At 72.0% G+C, this 14,231-nt stretch carries 13 protein-coding genes and 1 tRNA gene; 9 read left to right on the top strand and 5 right to left on the bottom strand.

Features of this window, described 5'->3' with window-relative positions; translation table 11 throughout:
• Window positions 1–9: 9 nt before the first annotated feature.
• Entirely contained in the window at window positions 10–1,215 is a 1,206-nt protein-coding gene (locus HZZ00_RS02915) for an MFS transporter (protein ID WP_180330738.1), read from the bottom strand.
• A 60-nt stretch (window positions 1,216–1,275) separates the two neighbouring features.
• Here HZZ00_RS02915 and HZZ00_RS02910 point away from each other — a divergent pair, with 60 nt between their 5' ends.
• From HZZ00_RS02910 to HZZ00_RS02900, 3 genes are all read left to right on the top strand, one after another.
• A complete protein-coding gene (locus HZZ00_RS02910) occupies window positions 1,276–1,728 on the top strand; it encodes a MerR family transcriptional regulator (protein ID WP_180330737.1) in 453 nt (150 codons plus the stop codon).
• Between the two features lie 140 nt (window positions 1,729–1,868).
• Entirely contained in the window at window positions 1,869–2,441 is a 573-nt protein-coding gene (locus tag HZZ00_RS02905) for a carbonic anhydrase (RefSeq protein WP_257585635.1), read from the top strand.
• Window positions 2,442–2,524: 83 nt separating this feature from the next.
• Window positions 2,525–2,968, top strand: a complete 444-nt coding sequence (locus HZZ00_RS02900) for a hypothetical protein (RefSeq protein ID WP_180330735.1) — start codon at window positions 2,525–2,527, stop codon at window positions 2,966–2,968.
• A 533-nt stretch (window positions 2,969–3,501) separates the two neighbouring features.
• Here HZZ00_RS02900 and HZZ00_RS02895 read toward each other — a convergent pair.
• Window positions 3,502–4,893 (bottom strand): cystathionine beta-synthase, encoded by a 1,392-nt coding sequence (locus HZZ00_RS02895; protein ID WP_180330734.1) that lies wholly within the window; start codon window positions 4,891–4,893, stop codon window positions 3,502–3,504.
• 159 nt (window positions 4,894–5,052) lie between these two features.
• Here HZZ00_RS02895 and HZZ00_RS02890 point away from each other — a divergent pair, with 159 nt between their 5' ends.
• From HZZ00_RS02890 to HZZ00_RS02880, 3 genes are all read left to right on the top strand, one after another.
• On the top strand, window positions 5,053–6,072 hold the full coding sequence (locus HZZ00_RS02890) for an SGNH/GDSL hydrolase family protein (RefSeq protein ID WP_180330733.1): 1,020 nt from the start codon (window positions 5,053–5,055) through the stop codon (window positions 6,070–6,072).
• A 187-nt stretch (window positions 6,073–6,259) separates the two neighbouring features.
• The gene (locus HZZ00_RS02885) at window positions 6,260–7,480 is read left to right on the top strand and encodes an acetyl-CoA C-acetyltransferase (RefSeq protein WP_070023654.1); all 1,221 of its coding nucleotides are present in this window, start codon (window positions 6,260–6,262) and stop codon (window positions 7,478–7,480) included.
• A gap of 302 nt (window positions 7,481–7,782) precedes the next feature.
• Complete coding sequence (locus HZZ00_RS02880) at window positions 7,783–8,562, top strand: hypothetical protein (RefSeq protein ID WP_070023656.1); 780 nt, start codon at window positions 7,783–7,785, stop codon at window positions 8,560–8,562.
• Window positions 8,563–8,601: 39 nt separating this feature from the next.
• On the opposite strand, the gene HZZ00_RS02875 is transcribed toward HZZ00_RS02880, so the two are convergent.
• A complete protein-coding gene (locus HZZ00_RS02875) occupies window positions 8,602–8,913 on the bottom strand; it encodes a hypothetical protein (RefSeq protein WP_244174868.1) in 312 nt (103 codons plus the stop codon).
• Between the two features lie 99 nt (window positions 8,914–9,012).
• Here HZZ00_RS02875 and HZZ00_RS02870 point away from each other — a divergent pair, with 99 nt between their 5' ends.
• The gene (locus HZZ00_RS02870) at window positions 9,013–9,243 is read left to right on the top strand and encodes a DUF4287 domain-containing protein (protein WP_180330732.1); all 231 of its coding nucleotides are present in this window, start codon (window positions 9,013–9,015) and stop codon (window positions 9,241–9,243) included.
• Window positions 9,244–9,309: 66 nt separating this feature from the next.
• On the opposite strand, the gene HZZ00_RS02865 is transcribed toward HZZ00_RS02870, so the two are convergent.
• Together HZZ00_RS02865 and HZZ00_RS02860 are read right to left on the bottom strand one after the other, a co-directional pair.
• Window positions 9,310–10,215 carry a Bax inhibitor-1/YccA family protein gene (locus HZZ00_RS02865; RefSeq protein WP_180330731.1) on the bottom strand — a complete coding sequence of 302 codons (906 nt, stop codon included), beginning with the start codon at window positions 10,213–10,215 and terminating at the stop codon, window positions 9,310–9,312.
• A gap of 190 nt (window positions 10,216–10,405) precedes the next feature.
• A tRNA-Leu gene (locus tag HZZ00_RS02860) sits at window positions 10,406–10,492 on the bottom strand.
• Between the two features lie 420 nt (window positions 10,493–10,912).
• On the opposite strand from HZZ00_RS02860, the gene HZZ00_RS02855 reads away from it, so the two are divergent.
• Entirely contained in the window at window positions 10,913–11,683 is a 771-nt protein-coding gene (locus tag HZZ00_RS02855; protein WP_180330730.1) for an ABC transporter ATP-binding protein, read from the top strand.
• Window positions 11,683–14,211, top strand: a complete 2,529-nt coding sequence (locus tag HZZ00_RS02850) for an ABC transporter permease (protein ID WP_180330729.1) — start codon at window positions 11,683–11,685, stop codon at window positions 14,209–14,211. The genes HZZ00_RS02855 and HZZ00_RS02850 overlap by 1 nt, the downstream gene beginning before the upstream one ends.
• Window positions 14,212–14,231: the final 20 nt, after the last annotated feature.

Raw genomic sequence — 14,231 nt, 5'->3', positions numbered from 1 at the left:
CCCTGCCCCTCAATCCACCCCCGGCCGCCCCGCCGGGAAGCCGTGCGCGCGGGCGGCGAGAACGACGGCGAGCACGGGGGCAAGCAGGATCAGCACCGTCCACGGGAAGGACCCGGCGCCGAAGGCCCGCAGCAGGAGGCCGCCGGCCGCGCCGCCCGCGGCCATGGCCGAGTTCCAGGTGGTGACCAGCAGGGCCTGGCCCCGGTCGCCGCCCGCGTCGGTGACCGCGGTCTGGAGCAGGGTGGACAGGCCACCCCACCCCAGGCCCCACAGCACCATGGAGCCGTAGACCGCCACGGCGCTTCCGGCGAGCACCGCCAGCAGGCCGGCCGCCACCAGGAACAGGGCGGCGCTGGCGATGGTCAGGCCGCGCAGCCGACGGTCGACCAGGGCGCCGGTGACGAGGATGCTCACCACCGAGGCGATGCCGAAGACCAGCAGGACGAGGTCCCGGGAGCCCCCCATGCCGTGCCGGTCCAGGAAAGCGGCGATGTAGGTGTAGAGGATGTTGTGCGCCAACACGTACGCGGCCACCACGAACAGCACCGGGACCACGCCCGGGAGCCTGAGCGCCCCGCGCACCGGCGGCCGCTCGCCGGGCCGCCGCCCGGGGAAGTCCGGCACCGCGCGGGCGATCCAGCCGAGCAGCAGCAGCGAGACCACGGCCACCAGACCGAAGGTGGGCCGCCAGCCCAGCAGTCCGCCCAGGAAGGTGCCGATCGGGATGCCCAGAGAGAGGGCGAGCGGGACGCCGGCCATGGTGATCGCGATGGCCCGGCCCGCCAGCCGCGGCGGCGCCAGCCGACGCGCGTAGCCGACGAGTTCGGCCCACACCACGGCCGCGGCGACCCCGGCGGCCAGCCGGACGGCCATGGTCAGCAGGTAGTCCGCGGACAGCGCGGTGACGGCGTTGGCGACGGCGAACGTCAGGACCGCGAGCAGCATCAGCCGCTTGCGGCGCCAGCCCGCCGTGGCCAGGGAGACGGGGATCGCCGACAGGCCCGTGGCGATCGCGTAGACCGTCAGCGTCTGGCCCGCCGCGGCCTCGCCGACGGAGAGGTCGCGGGCCATCTCCGGCAGCACGCCGGCGGGCAGGGCCTCGGTGAGGATGCTCAGGAAGGCGGCCGTGCACAGGGCCAGCAGCGGGGAGACGGGCAGTGCGGCGGACCGCGCGGTGGGCGCGCCGGTGCGTGGTGATGCCTGGGAGGTCGTCATGCCTGTAGCGTTGAACCCTCACATTTATGTGAGGGTCAAGTCGGCTCGGGGAGGCGTCTCATGCGCATCGGGGAACTGGCCGAACGCACCGGCACACCACGCCGGATGCTGCGCTACTACGAGGAGCAGGGACTGCTCGTGCCGGACCGCTCGGCCAACGGCTACCGGGACTATCCCGAGCACAGCGTGGACCGGGTGCTGCAGATCCGGGGGCTGCTCGACTCCGGGCTGCCGACCCGCGTCATCAAGCAGATCCTGCCCTGTCTGAAGCAGCCCCGGGCGATCCACGTCACGGACGCGACCCCCGAGACGATGGCAACGCTGGAGCGCGAGCTGGACCGGATGAGCCGGCGCATCGAGTGCCTGGTCCGCAGCCGGGACGCCATCTCCGAGTACGTCGCGGCGGTCCGCCGCGGCGGGGTGCGGGGCGTACCGGAGCCCGCCTGCGAGGCCGTTCAAGAGACGGTATCGGGGCGGCGACGGCCCGGCGAGGAAACACCCAAGCGTCGTTAAATCGCCACCCAGAGTGATGGTTCGGGCGCCTACGGTGAGCACTACTGGCACGACACCGAGGAAGCGTCATGGCCACCCCCCACCGGACCTTACGGACGCCGGCCGCGCCCGCTCCCCGTCCCCCCTGCCCCGCGCTGTCCGTGCCGTCCCGCACGGGCGCGCCGCCGCCGCACACCGCCGCCGCCGTGCTGGACGAACTCCTCGCCGGCAACGCCCGCTACGCGGACGGCTGTCCGCGCCGCCGGGGCCGCCCGGCCGGGCGCGGTCCGCGCGCGGTGGTCGTCGGCTGTGTGGACGCCCCCGTCCCGCCGGAGCTGGTCTTCGACCAGCCGCTCGGTGCGCTGCTGGTCAGCCGTACGGCCGGGCAGGTGCTGGACGAGGCCGTGCTCGGCGCCGTCCAGTACGGCGTGCAGGAGCTGGGCGTCCCGCTCGTGCTGGTGCTCGGGCACGACCGCTGTGCCGCCGTGGCCGCCACGCTGGAGCGGCTGCGCACCGGGGCCCCGGTGCCGGGCCATCTGGAACTGCTGGTGGACGAGATCGCCCCGGCTGCCCGCCGCACCCGGGGCCGGCCCGGCGACTGGGCCGAGCACACCCTGCGCGCCCACACGGCCTGGGTGCGGGACGCGATCCGCGCCGATCCCGCCTTCGCCGCCGCCCACGTGGCGGCCGCCCGCCTCGACGCCGCTTCGGGGCTGGTGTCCCTGTTGCCCTAAGGGTTCCCGGGGTGGTCCCCACCACCCCGACAGGGGGGCTTTCCCCAGTGCGCCGGGGCCTTGCGGCTCCCTAGGGTGGGGCCATGAGCGCACGTGACCCGCAGGACGCCGATCTCCGCAGCGACGCCGAGCTGCGGAAGGACCTCGACGCCACCGTCCGGGCCCGCAGGGACCTGGGCGACGACTACGACTCCGCCCTGGTCGAGTCCTTCCTGGAGAAGGTCGAGCAGCGGCTGGACGGCGCGGTGGACCGACGGGTGCGGCGGCAGCTGGCCGAGCAGCAGATGGCGGCCGCGCGCGGCGACCGGCGGCCCAGGACGGCCGCCGACTCCTGGGGCGAACGCTACGGCTTCGCCCTGCTCACCCTGGTCCTGGCCATCCCGCTGTCCGCGATCGGCGCCGCCCTGGCGGGACTCGCCGGGATGGTCGTCACCTGGATAGGCATCGTCGGCGTCAACGCGGCGCAGGCGGTACGGCTCAACCCGGAGCTGCTCCGGGGACGCGGTCGCTCCGGCACGGACGACTGAGCCGACCGGTCCACGCACCGCGGGAGGAGTGGCGCGGGGACCGCCGCACCCCCGTTACCGGGGGGCGGGACGACGGCGGTCCCCGCGAGGGACGCGGGCCGGGTCAGGCCAGGCTGCGTCCAAGGGCGTCCATGGAGGTCCGGGAGCCGCTCCGGAGGTCCTGACGCCGTTCGCGCGCCGGCCGGTACGGGGAGCTCACCCGGGGTGCGAGGCCCGGGAGATGTCCTTCCGTCCTGCCGACACCCACCAATGTGCCGTACGCGTGTTAAGCGGGTGCTGCGTACACATGACGCCCTCGTACCAGTTCCGCGGCGGCCGGAACGGCCGTGGTCACCCGAAGTTCGCCACGGGGCGACGCACTGCCGGTCGCACCGCCCGGGGTGTCCCTCGACGACGGTGCGGCCCGCACCCAGGGGATTGGGCCTGTTCACGCAGCACTCGATGTCCTCGGGTGTTCGGCCGACGGGCGCCTCGTGCTTGGGCGTAACACAACGGGCCCCCTCCCACCCGGAAGGGGGCCCGTGGGGTTCGGACTACTTGCCGCCGCCCTTGGCCAGGAACGCCAGCAGGTCCTGGCGGCTGACCACACCGGTCGGCTTGCCCTCGACCAGGACGATCGCCGCGTCCGCCGCGCCCAGCACCTGCATCAGGTCGCCGACCGGCTCACCGGAGCCGACCTGCGGCAGCGGGGCCGACATGTGCTTCTCCAGCGGGTCCTCCAGGGAGGCGCGCTTGGAGAACAGGGCGTCGAGCAGCTCGCGCTCCACGACCGAGCCGACGACCTCGGCGGCCATCACGTCCGGGTGACCGGCGCCCGGCTTGACGACGGGCATCTGGGAGACGCCGTACTCGCGCAGCACCTCGATGGCCTGGCCGACGGTCTCCTCCGGGTGCATGTGCACGAGGGAGGGGATGGTGGCGCCCGCCTTGTCGTTCAGCACGTCGGCGACGCGGGCGCTCGGACCCTCGTCCTCCAGGAAGCCGTAGTCGGCCATCCACTCGTCGTTGAAGATCTTCGAGAGGTAGCCGCGGCCGCTGTCCGGCAGCAGCACCACGACCACGTCGTCCGGGCCGAGCCGCTCGGCGACCCGCAGCGCGGCGACCACGGCCATGCCGCAGGAGCCGCCCACCAGCAGGCCCTCCTCCTTGGCGAGGCGGCGGGTCATCTGGAAGGCGTCCTTGTCGGAGACGGCCACGATCTCGTCGGCGACGGTGCGGTCGTAGGCGGTCGGCCAGAAGTCCTCACCGACGCCCTCGATCAGGTACGGGCGCCCCGAGCCGCCCGAGTACACCGAGCCCTCGGGGTCGGCGCCGATCACCTTCACCTTGCCCTGGCTGGCGTCCTTCAGGTAGCGGCCGGTGCCGGAGATGGTGCCGCCGGTGCCGACGCCCGCCACGAAGTGGGTGATCTTGCCCTCGGTCTGGTCCCACAGCTCCGGACCGGTGGAGTGGTAGTGCGACAGCGGGTTGTTCGGGTTGGAGTACTGGTCGGGCTTCCAGGCGCCCGGGGTCTCGCGCACCAGCCGGTCGGAGACGTTGTAGTACGAGTCCGGGTGCTCGGGGTCGACCGCGGTCGGGCAGACGACGACCTCGGCGCCGTAGGCACGCAGCACGTTGATCTTGTCGGTGCTCACCTTGTCGGGGCACACGAAGATGCACTTGTAGCCCTTCTGCTGGGCCACGATGGCCAGGCCCACCCCGGTGTTGCCGCTGGTCGGCTCCACGATGGTGCCGCCCGGCTTGAGCTCCCCGCTCTCCTCGGCGGCCTCGATCATGCGCAGGGCGATGCGGTCCTTCACGGAACCGCCCGGGTTGAAGTACTCCACCTTGGCCAGGACGGTCGCCTGGATGCCCTTGGTCACGTTGTTGAGCTTCACCAGCGGGGTGTCGCCGACGAGGCTGATCATCGAGTCGTGGAATCGCACCGTTGTCTCCGGTCGCTGCAAAAAGTGTGGTCCTAGTGGTGCCGCCAGCCTAAGGCCAGGCGCCCGGCTCGCGCGGTCCTTCACTCACCGTCGAGATTGGCGCACGCCCTGTACGGGGCAAGGAGTGGGTGGAGGGCTAGGAGGAGGTGGCGGCAGCGCATGACAAGCATGTCGAGGGCGCGGGCGGCCCGGCGGATCGCGGCCGGAGCGGCGTACGGCGGGGGCGGGGCCGGACTGGTGGGGGCGGCGGCCGTCGGACTGGTCCTCGCGGAGGTACGGCTGGCCCGGCGCCATGTGGGCAACGGCAGCAGCGGACGGGTGCCGGTGGCGGACGGGGTGTACGGCCACTCCTACGACACCGGCGGTGAGCCGCCGCTGCGGCTGGTGATGCTCGGCGACTCCACGGCCGCCGGGCAGGGCGTGCACCGGGCGGGCCAGACGCCGGGCGCGCTGCTGGCCTCGGGGCTCGCGGCGGTGGCGGAACACCCGGTGGAGCTGTGGAACGTCGCGCTGCCGGGTGCCCAGTCCGACGATCTGGACCGGCAGGTGGCCCTGGTGCTGTCCTCGCCACGGCCCGCGCCGGACGTCTGCGTGATCATGATCGGCGCCAACGACGTGACGCACCGGATGCCGTTCACGCGGTCGGTGCGATACCTGTCGGCGGCGGTGCGGCGGCTGCGCACCGCCGGTGCGGAGGTGGTGGTCGGCACCTGCCCCGACCTCGGCACGATCGAGCCGGTGCAGCAGCCGCTGCGCTGGCTGGCCCGGCGGGCGTCCCGGCAGCTGGCGGCGGCGCAGACGATCGGGGTGGTGGAGCAGGGGGGACGCACCGTGTCCCTGGGTGATCTGCTGGGGCCCGAGTTCGCGGCGAACCCGCGGGAGCTGTTCGGACCGGACAACTTCCATCCCTCGGCCGAGGGCTACGCCACGGCGGCGATGGCGGTCCTGCCCACGGTGTGCGCGGCGCTGGGCCTGTGGCCGGCCGAGGAGGAGCGGCCGGACGTGATGCGCCGTGAGGGCTTCCTGCCGGTGGCCCGGGCCGCGGCGGAGGCGGCGTCCGAGGCCGGCACGGAGGTCACGGCGGCGATGCCGACGGGCCCGCGCGGACCCTGGGCGCTCCTCAAGCGACGGCGCCGCCGCCGCGTCCCGGAGGCCGAACCGGTGACCCCGTCGGCCTGACCGGCCTACCGGAGTCCGCGCGGCCGTGCTGCACTGGAAGGGCCGGGGACACCCGAGCGGCCGACCCGACCAAGCAAGCGCTTAGAAAACTGCGGCCAGTGTCACACCGCAACCCCGGTGACCTGGTTCATACGTGCGGGTAACTTCCAAACCGGTCCTGCCCGAAATCCCGCTCACTGGAGCCGTGATGCCCGAAGCCGTCATCGTCTCGACCGCCCGCTCCCCCATCGGCCGCGCCGGCAAGGGGTCCCTCAAGGACCTGCGCCCCGACGACCTCACCGCCACGATCATCCAGGCCGCCCTCGCGAAGATTCCCGAGCTGGACCCGAGGGACATCGACGACCTGATGCTCGGCTGCGGTCTGCCCGGCGGCGAGCAGGGCCACAACCTCGGCCGCATCGTCGCCGTGCAGATGGGCATGGACCACCTGCCCGGCTGCACCATCACCCGCTACTGCTCCTCCTCCCTGCAGACCTCCCGGATGGCCCTGCACGCCATCAAGGCCGGCGAGGGCGACGTCTTCATCTCGGCCGGTGTCGAGACGGTCTCCCGCTTCGCCAAGGGCAGCTCCGACGGCCTGCCGGACACGCACAACCCGCTGTTCGCCGAGGCCGAGGCCCGCACCGCCGCGGTCGCCCAGCAGGAGGGCACCACCTGGCACGACCCGCGCGAGGACGGGCTGATCCCCGACGCCTACATCGCGATGGGCCAGACCGCCGAGAACCTGGCGCGCTGGAAGGGCATCACCCGCCAGGAGATGGACGAGTTCGGCGTCCGCTCGCAGAACCTCGCCGAGCAGGCCATCAAGGACGGCTTCTGGGAGCGCGAGATCACCCCGGTGACGCTCCCCGACGGCACCGTCGTCAGCAAGGACGACGGCCCGCGCGCCGGCGTCACCATGGAGGGCGTCGCCGGGCTGAAGCCGGTCTTCCGCCCCGACGGCCTGGTCACCGCCGGCAACTGCTGCCCGCTCAACGACGGCGCCGCCGCCCTCGTGATCATGAGCGACACCAAGGCCCGCGAGCTGGGCCTGACCCCGCTCGCCCGGATCGTCTCCACCGGCGTCTCCGCGCTCTCCCCCGAGATCATGGGCCTCGGCCCGGTCGAGGCCAGCAAGCAGGCGCTGCGCCGGGCCGGACTGACCGTGGACGACATCGACCTGGTCGAGATCAACGAGGCGTTCGCCGCCCAGGTCATCCCCTCCTACCGGGAGCTCGGCATCGACCTCGACAAGCTGAACGTCAACGGCGGCGCCATCGCCGTCGGCCACCCCTTCGGCATGACCGGCGCCCGGATCACCGGCACGCTGATCAACTCCCTCCAGTGGCACGACAAGCAGTTCGGCCTGGAGACGATGTGCGTCGGCGGCGGCCAGGGCATGGCCATGGTCATCGAGCGCCTCAGCTGACCGGCGCCGCCCGCGCGGCCAACCGTCCGTAGCGAATCGGGCACTTCATGTCAGGGATCGGCCCAGAACCCCGGAAACCGCCGGGTTCTGGGCCTTTCTGTGATCCAATCTCCCCCAGGATGTGACCTATCTCCCCCGCCCCGGGCATCGGCGCAGGTCAGCACGGACCGGCACACCGTCCGACGCGCCCGCGGACCCAAAGAACTGTCCGTTTCGTGACGTTACGCACTGACAGCTGGATAGTCCGCCCTTCAAGCTGATGTAGGAAGTCGGGGGTCGACTTTGAACCTGGGAGTACGTCAGTGAGCGCCATGCCCATCGCCCTGCTGCTCACCACGGCCGCCACGGGCGCCGTGGGCGTCGCCGTCCTGCGCACCGTGCTGAAGCTGCGCAGGCAGCTCACGCAGTTGCAGGCCCAGCTCGCGGAGAACCAGTCAGCCGCCATGCACGCGCTGCTGCCGCACGCCCGCAGCCACGCCGACACCGACCGGATACGCGCGGCCGTGGCCGAGGCGCTCGCCGAGGAGCGGGAGCGGGAACTCGCCGAGGCGCGTGCTTTCTGGGCCGCGCAGGAGGCCCGCGACGCCTCCGACGCGCCCTCGGTGCTCGGCCTGCCCGACCACGAGCCGTTCCTGCCCCGGGAGTCCGACTTCGCCGGCCTGGAGCCGGTGGCGGAGCCGACCGCGGACACCGACGAGTTCGCCGGGGAGTCCCCCGAGCTGGCCGCGGCCCGCCGCCGGCACCCCTCGCACCCGGACTTCGTCCCGGAGCGGTCGGCCGCGGCCGACCACGAGCGCACGGCCGCCACGCTGGAGCAGCTGGCCGCCGAGCGGATCGAGCTGTCCGACGTCCGCCCCGGACCGCTGGGCACCCTCGACGTCTACGTCTTCGCCGACGGCACCACGCTGTGCATGACCCCCGGCCACCGCGAGACGGCCGAACGGCTGGCGCGGGCCGTGGAGGCGGGCGACGCCCCCTGTCTGCTCGGCGGATCGGGCATCTCCGGCGCCTACACCCTCACCTTCGCCTGCGGCGCGGAGACGATCTACATCCTGGCGGACCGCGTCATCGCGTCCCTGTAGACCGCTGCGGGTCCGCGGGGCGGGGCCCCGGCCCCCGGCTCAGACCCCCGCCCGGCCCCGCGCCTCCTCCACCAGCCGGACTGCCTCGCCGACCTCGTCGTCACTCTTCAGCACCAGCGCCAAGTCGTGGGCCGCGACCAGGATCTGATCGGCCGCCGCGAACATCCCCGCGTCCGGCATCTCCCGGGGCTCGCTCCCCGGTTCCTCGACGGCCTGGGCCCGCCGGGCCAGTTCCCTGGCCAGCGCCAGCGCCTCCGCGGCGGCGCCGCGCTGGAGCCTGCTCTGCGGTGCCGCGCGCAACCGGTCGGCGAAGTGATCCACGGCTTGGTTCAGGGGCGTCGTATCAACCACGCGCCGAGCGTAACGCGCCGCACTGTTGCCAAGAGGCGAACGCTCGGGCACGGTGCAGTGAAGGACCGGCTCACAGCCCCTTTGCTTTCGGAGGTGCCGATGTCCCAACCGTTCTCCGAGGAGACCCATCGCAACCTGCTCGCCCGCATCCCGCACTGCACCGGCCGTGAGGTCTCCGACTGGCTGCGCACCGTCGAGGAAGGCCCCGCCCTGGTCCGCTTCGAGGAGAAGGTCGGCTGGCTCCGCCAGGAGTACGACCTGGCCTACGGCCACGCGAAGGCCATCGTGCACGAGTACGACCTGCGCCGGGCGGCCCGCAAGCTGCGCTGAGGCGTCCGCCGACGGCAAAGGGCCCCGGGCGTGCGCCCGGGGCCCCTCTCACCAGCGCGGTGCGCGCTAGTCGTTGTTGGTGAAGATCGCCACCAGCCGCAGCATCTCCAGGTAGATCCAGACCAGGGTGACGGTGAGACCGAACGCCGCGAGCCAGGACTCGTTGCGCGGGGCGCCGTAGGCGATGCCGTCCTGGATCTGCTTGAAGTCGAGCGTCAGGAAGAACGCGCCGAGCAGGATCGCGATGATGCCGACGACCGCGCCGATCGGGCCGAAGCTGCGCAGGCCGCCGTCCTCGGCGACGCCGAACACGACCAGCAGCAGGTTGACCGCCATGACGACCAGGAAGGCCATCGCGATGGCGAGGCCGATGCGGGCGTAACGGGCCGTGACCCGGATCCAGCCCGCCTTGTAGACGAGCAGGGTGGCGCCGGAGACCGCCATGGTGCCGAGCACCGCCTGGAAGGGGGCGCCCTGCCAGCGGCTGTTGTACATCTCGCTGATGACGCCGAGGAAGATGCCCTCGAAGGCCGCGTAGCCGAGGATCAGCGCGGGCGCCGGGGTGCGCTTGAAGTTCTGGACCATCGCCAGGACGAACGCGATCAGCGCGGAGCCGACGGCCAGGCCGTAGCTCGTGGGCGAGACCGGCAGCAGCGCCCAGGCGAGGACGGCACCCACCACGACGGTGCCGAGCGTCATGGCCGAGCGGACGACGACGTCGTCCATCGTCATCCGGCCGGTGCCGGCCGGGGCCTGCGGCGGGGCGCCGTACTCGGCGTCGGACGGCGCGTGACCGGCCGGCGTGTACGGGTCCTGCGCGTACGGGTTCTGCGCGTAGGGGTTCTGCGCGTAGGGGTTCTGCGCGTACGGGTTGGCCCCTGCGTACCCGGCCTGCGCTGCGGTGTTGAAGCCGGCGTAGCCGTTGTCGCGGCTGAACCCCCGTCGCGAGAAGACCGGGTTGCTGCTCCTCATCTCACTCCTCCATGGCTGCCGTGCGCAGCCTTGGCTCAAGCGTAATGGATTGGCAAAGGATCGATCATGCTACCTGAGGAGGATCTTTCCCCTGCCGTGTCGGTCCACACGCTACGCGGAGGAGGGCGCCCCGGCCATGGGTGATCGTCTTCCCTGACGAACCTGTCACCGGCCGAGCGCGAGAAGTGAGTGGTGCCCGGAGCCGGACTTGAACCGGCACGCCCGCGAAGGGGCAGCGAGGTTTAAGCTCGCCGTGTCTGCATTCCACCATCCGGGCAGGCCATGGGCTCCGCTTCGAGGTCCGAGCCTATCGGGACGCATCCCCCGGACAGCGGAGTGGCGGGCCGATGTTGTCTTATTTTATTGACGTCTGAGGGTGCATCAGACCACGGAACCGGTCGTCCGCACCTGCCTGTAGCGTGACGTGGCGCACGTGCACCTGTATGTGAAATGACGGAATTTCACCGCCCGAAGAAGGGCGCCCCACCTGTTCTGGAGACCGCCCGGTCACGGCGGACGGGAGGGCTGCGGCCCCGGCGGCTCAGGGTCGGGGGTCCTCCCCAGGTATGACACGGCACCCCCGTGGTCCGCCCCGAGTCGCCCCCGGGAACCGGAACAGCGGCTGACTACCCGGGCCCCGCGGGACGGGACGATGGAGCGGTCCCCATGAACACGTCGTCCCGAGGAGCACCGTCCCGTGACCACCACACCCACCGCACGCACGGCCACCGCCGTGGCCGCACGCGCCACGGAGCTGTCGAAGATCTACGGGCAGGGTGAGACCCGGGTGGTCGCCCTGGACAAGGTCTCCGTCGACTTCGGGCAGGCCGAGTTCACCGCGATCATGGGCCCGTCCGGCTCCGGCAAGTCCACGCTGATGCACTGCGTGGCCGGCCTGGACACCTTCTCCTCCGGTTCCGTGCGGATCGGCGAGACCGAGCTGGGCGCGCTCAAGGACAAGCAGCTCACCAAGTTGCGCCGGGACAAGATCGGCTTCATCTTCCAGGCCTTCAACCTGCTGCCGACGCTGACCGCGCTGGAGAACATCACGCTGCCGATGGACATCGCGGGCCGCAAGCCCGACAAGGCGTGGCTGGACCAGGTCATCCAGATGGTGGGGCTGTCCGGGCGGCTCGGCCACCGGCCCTCCCAGCTGTCCGGCGGCCAGCAGCAGCGCGTCGCCGTGGCCCGCGCCCTCGCCTCCAAGCCGGAGATCATCTTCGGTGACGAACCGACCGGCAACCTGGACTCGCGCTCCGGCGCCGAGGTCCTCGGCTTCCTGCGCAACTCCGTGCGCGAGCTGGGCCAGACGGTGGTCATGGTGACCCACGACCCTGTGGCCGCGGCCTACGCGGACCGCGTGATCTTCCTCGCCGACGGGCGGATCGTGGACGAGATGTACGGCCCGACCGCCGAGTCCGTGCTCGACACCATGAAGCAGTTCGACGCGAAGGGCCGTACCAGCTGATGTTCCGCACCGCCCTGCGCAACGTCCTCGCGCACAAGGCCCGGCTGCTGATGACGGTGCTCGCCGTCATGCTCGGCGTGGCCTTCGTCTCCGGGACCCTCGTCTTCACCAACACCGTCTCCGACGCCTTCCAGAACAGCTCCGCCAAGGGCTTCGACCAGGTCGACGTCGCCGTACGGCCCAAGTACCAGGACTCCGAGGGCGACAAGGTCGGCAAGCTGCCGGACCTCACCCAGGCCATGCTCGACACGGCCGGCAAGGTCCCCGGCGCCGCCTCCGCCACCGGCGTCGTCGGCGGCTTCACCGCCGTCGCCGACAAGCACGGCAAGCTCGTCGGCGGCGACTGGCAGTCCCGCGGCGGGAACTACTGGGGGGCCGAGGACGCCCGCTACCCGCTGGTCGCCGGGCACGCCCCGCACGGCAGGAACGAGGTGCTCCTCGACTCCAAGTCCGCCGAGCGGGCCGGCTACAAGGTCGGCGACACCGTGCGGCTCTCGGTCGACGGGCCCGTGCTCACCCCGACCGTCGCCGGCATCTTCACCACCGACGACGGCAACGTGACCGCGGGCGGCAGCCTCGCGCTGTTCGACACGCCCACGGCGCAGGCGCTGTTCGGCAAGCACGGCACCTACGACGAGATCGACGTCAAGGCGAAGCCCGGCACCGGCCAGACGGCACTCAAGGCCCAGCTGGACCGCGCGCTGCCCGCCCACCAGGTGGAGACCACCACCGGCAGGAAGCTCGCCGACGACCAGGCGAAGATGATCGCCGACAGCATGAGCAGCATGAAGACGGGCCTGCTGGTGTTCGCGGGCATCGCCCTGTTCGTCGGCACCTTCATCATCGCCAACACCTTCACCATGCTGGTCGCCCAGCGCACCAAGGAACTGGCCCTGCTGCGCGCCGTCGGCGCCTCCCGCCGCCAGGTCACCCGCTCGGTGCTGATCGAGGCGTTCGTGGTCGGCGCGGTCGCCGGCACGGCCGGTCTGCTCGCCGGCATCGGGATCGGCGCGGGCCTGCGCGCCCTGGTCGGCTCCTTCGGCGGGAACATGCCCGACGGACCGCTGGTGATCAGCCCCGGTACGGTGGCCGCCGCCCTCGTGGTCGGCGTCGTCATCACCATGCTGGCCGCCTGGCTGCCCGCCCGCCGGGCCGCGAAGATCCCGCCGGTCGCGGCGATGAACAGCGTGCACGCCAAGGCGACCACCAAGTCGCTGGTGCTGCGCAACACGATCGGCGCGCTGTTCACGGCGGCCGGTGTGACGGTGATCCTCGCCGCCACCACGATGGACGGCGACTCCGGCCAGGCCCCGATGGGGCTCGGCGCCGTACTGCTGATCATCGGTGTGTTCGTGCTGACGCCGCTGCTGTCACGTCCGCTGATCGCGGCCGCCGCCCCGCTGATGCGCGCGTTCGGCATCGCGGGCAAGCTGGCCCGCCAGAACTCGGTGCGCAACCCGCGCCGTACGGCGGCCACCGCCTCGGCGCTGATGATCGGCCTGACCCTGATCACCGGCATGACGGTGATGGCGGGCAGCCTCCAGCACGCGATCGACAAGATGGCCGCCTCGGCGATCCGCGCCGACTACGTCGTCTCGATGGCCAACGGATCCCCGCTCTCCCCCGGCGTGGCGAAGAAGCTCGCCGCCACCGACGGGGTGACCGCCAGCAGCCCGCTGCGCAACGCCGAGTCCCGCATCGACGGCAAGACCGAGTTCCTGACCGGTGTCGACGGCGCGTCCATCGCGAAGCTGACGGACCTGAAGGTGGACCAGGGCAGCTTCACGGTGAGCGGCACGCGGATCGTCGTGGACAAGGAGCGGGCCAAGGAGTACGGCTGGACGCCCGGTTCGCGGCTGACCGCCCACTTCGAGGACGGCAAGGCGCAGCCCCTGACCGTCGCCGGGATCTACGACGGCAACGACATGATCCGCGGCATCATGCTCGACGACGCGGTGCTCACCCCGCACCTGAGCCACCCCGCCGACATGCAGGTCATGGTCAAGACGGCCGACGGCGCGTCCACCGCGACCAAGGACCGGCTGGCGAAGGCCCTGGGCACCAACCCGGCGATCAAGATCCAGGACAAGAAGGACCTGTCCGACGACATCGCGCAGGTCTTCACCCTGATGCTGAACATGGTCTACGGCCTGCTCGGCATGGCGGTGATCGTCGCGGTGCTCGGCGTCGTCAACACCCTGGCGATGTCGGTGTTCGAGCGCTCCCAGGAGATCGGCATGCTCCGCGCGATCGGCCTGGACCGCAGGGGCATCAAGCGGATGGTCCGCCTGGAGTCCCTGGTGATCTCCCTCTTCGGCGGCGTGCTCGGCATCGGGCTGGGCGTGTTCTTCGGCTGGGCGGCCGGTCAGCTGGTGGGCACCAAGATGCCGACGTACGAACTGGTCCTGCCCTGGGGCCGGCTGGTGGTCTTCCTGGTGCTCGCGGGCGTGGTCGGCGTGCTGGCCGCGCTGTGGCCGGCCCGCCGCGCGGCCCGGCTGAACGTGCTGGCGGCCATCAAGGCCGAGTAACCGGGAGGCCGTACGACACC

This window comes from Streptomyces sp. NEAU-sy36 (assembly GCF_013423905.1).
GTDB lineage: Bacteria > Actinomycetota > Actinomycetes > Streptomycetales > Streptomycetaceae > Streptomyces > Streptomyces misionensis.
The sequence above is the reverse complement of the archived record's forward strand: the minus strand, read 5'-3'. Positions and strand labels throughout refer to the sequence as shown.

Excerpts from the sequence above, each read along its gene's own strand:
- HZZ00_RS02915 (WP_180330738.1), bottom strand. The coding sequence starts at position 1,215 with ATGACGACCTCCCAGGCATCACCACGCACCGGCGCGCCCACCGCGCGG.
- HZZ00_RS02910 (WP_180330737.1), top strand. The coding sequence starts at position 1,276 with ATGCGCATCGGGGAACTGGCCGAACGCACCGGCACACCACGCCGGATG.
- HZZ00_RS02900 (WP_180330735.1), top strand. The coding sequence starts at position 2,525 with ATGAGCGCACGTGACCCGCAGGACGCCGATCTCCGCAGCGACGCCGAG.
- HZZ00_RS02890 (WP_180330733.1), top strand. The coding sequence starts at position 5,053 with ATGACAAGCATGTCGAGGGCGCGGGCGGCCCGGCGGATCGCGGCCGGA.
- HZZ00_RS02885 (WP_070023654.1), top strand. The coding sequence starts at position 6,260 with ATGCCCGAAGCCGTCATCGTCTCGACCGCCCGCTCCCCCATCGGCCGC.
- HZZ00_RS02870 (WP_180330732.1), top strand. The coding sequence starts at position 9,013 with ATGTCCCAACCGTTCTCCGAGGAGACCCATCGCAACCTGCTCGCCCGC.
- HZZ00_RS02865 (WP_180330731.1), bottom strand. The coding sequence starts at position 10,215 with ATGAGGAGCAGCAACCCGGTCTTCTCGCGACGGGGGTTCAGCCGCGAC.
- HZZ00_RS02850 (WP_180330729.1), top strand. The coding sequence starts at position 11,683 with ATGTTCCGCACCGCCCTGCGCAACGTCCTCGCGCACAAGGCCCGGCTG.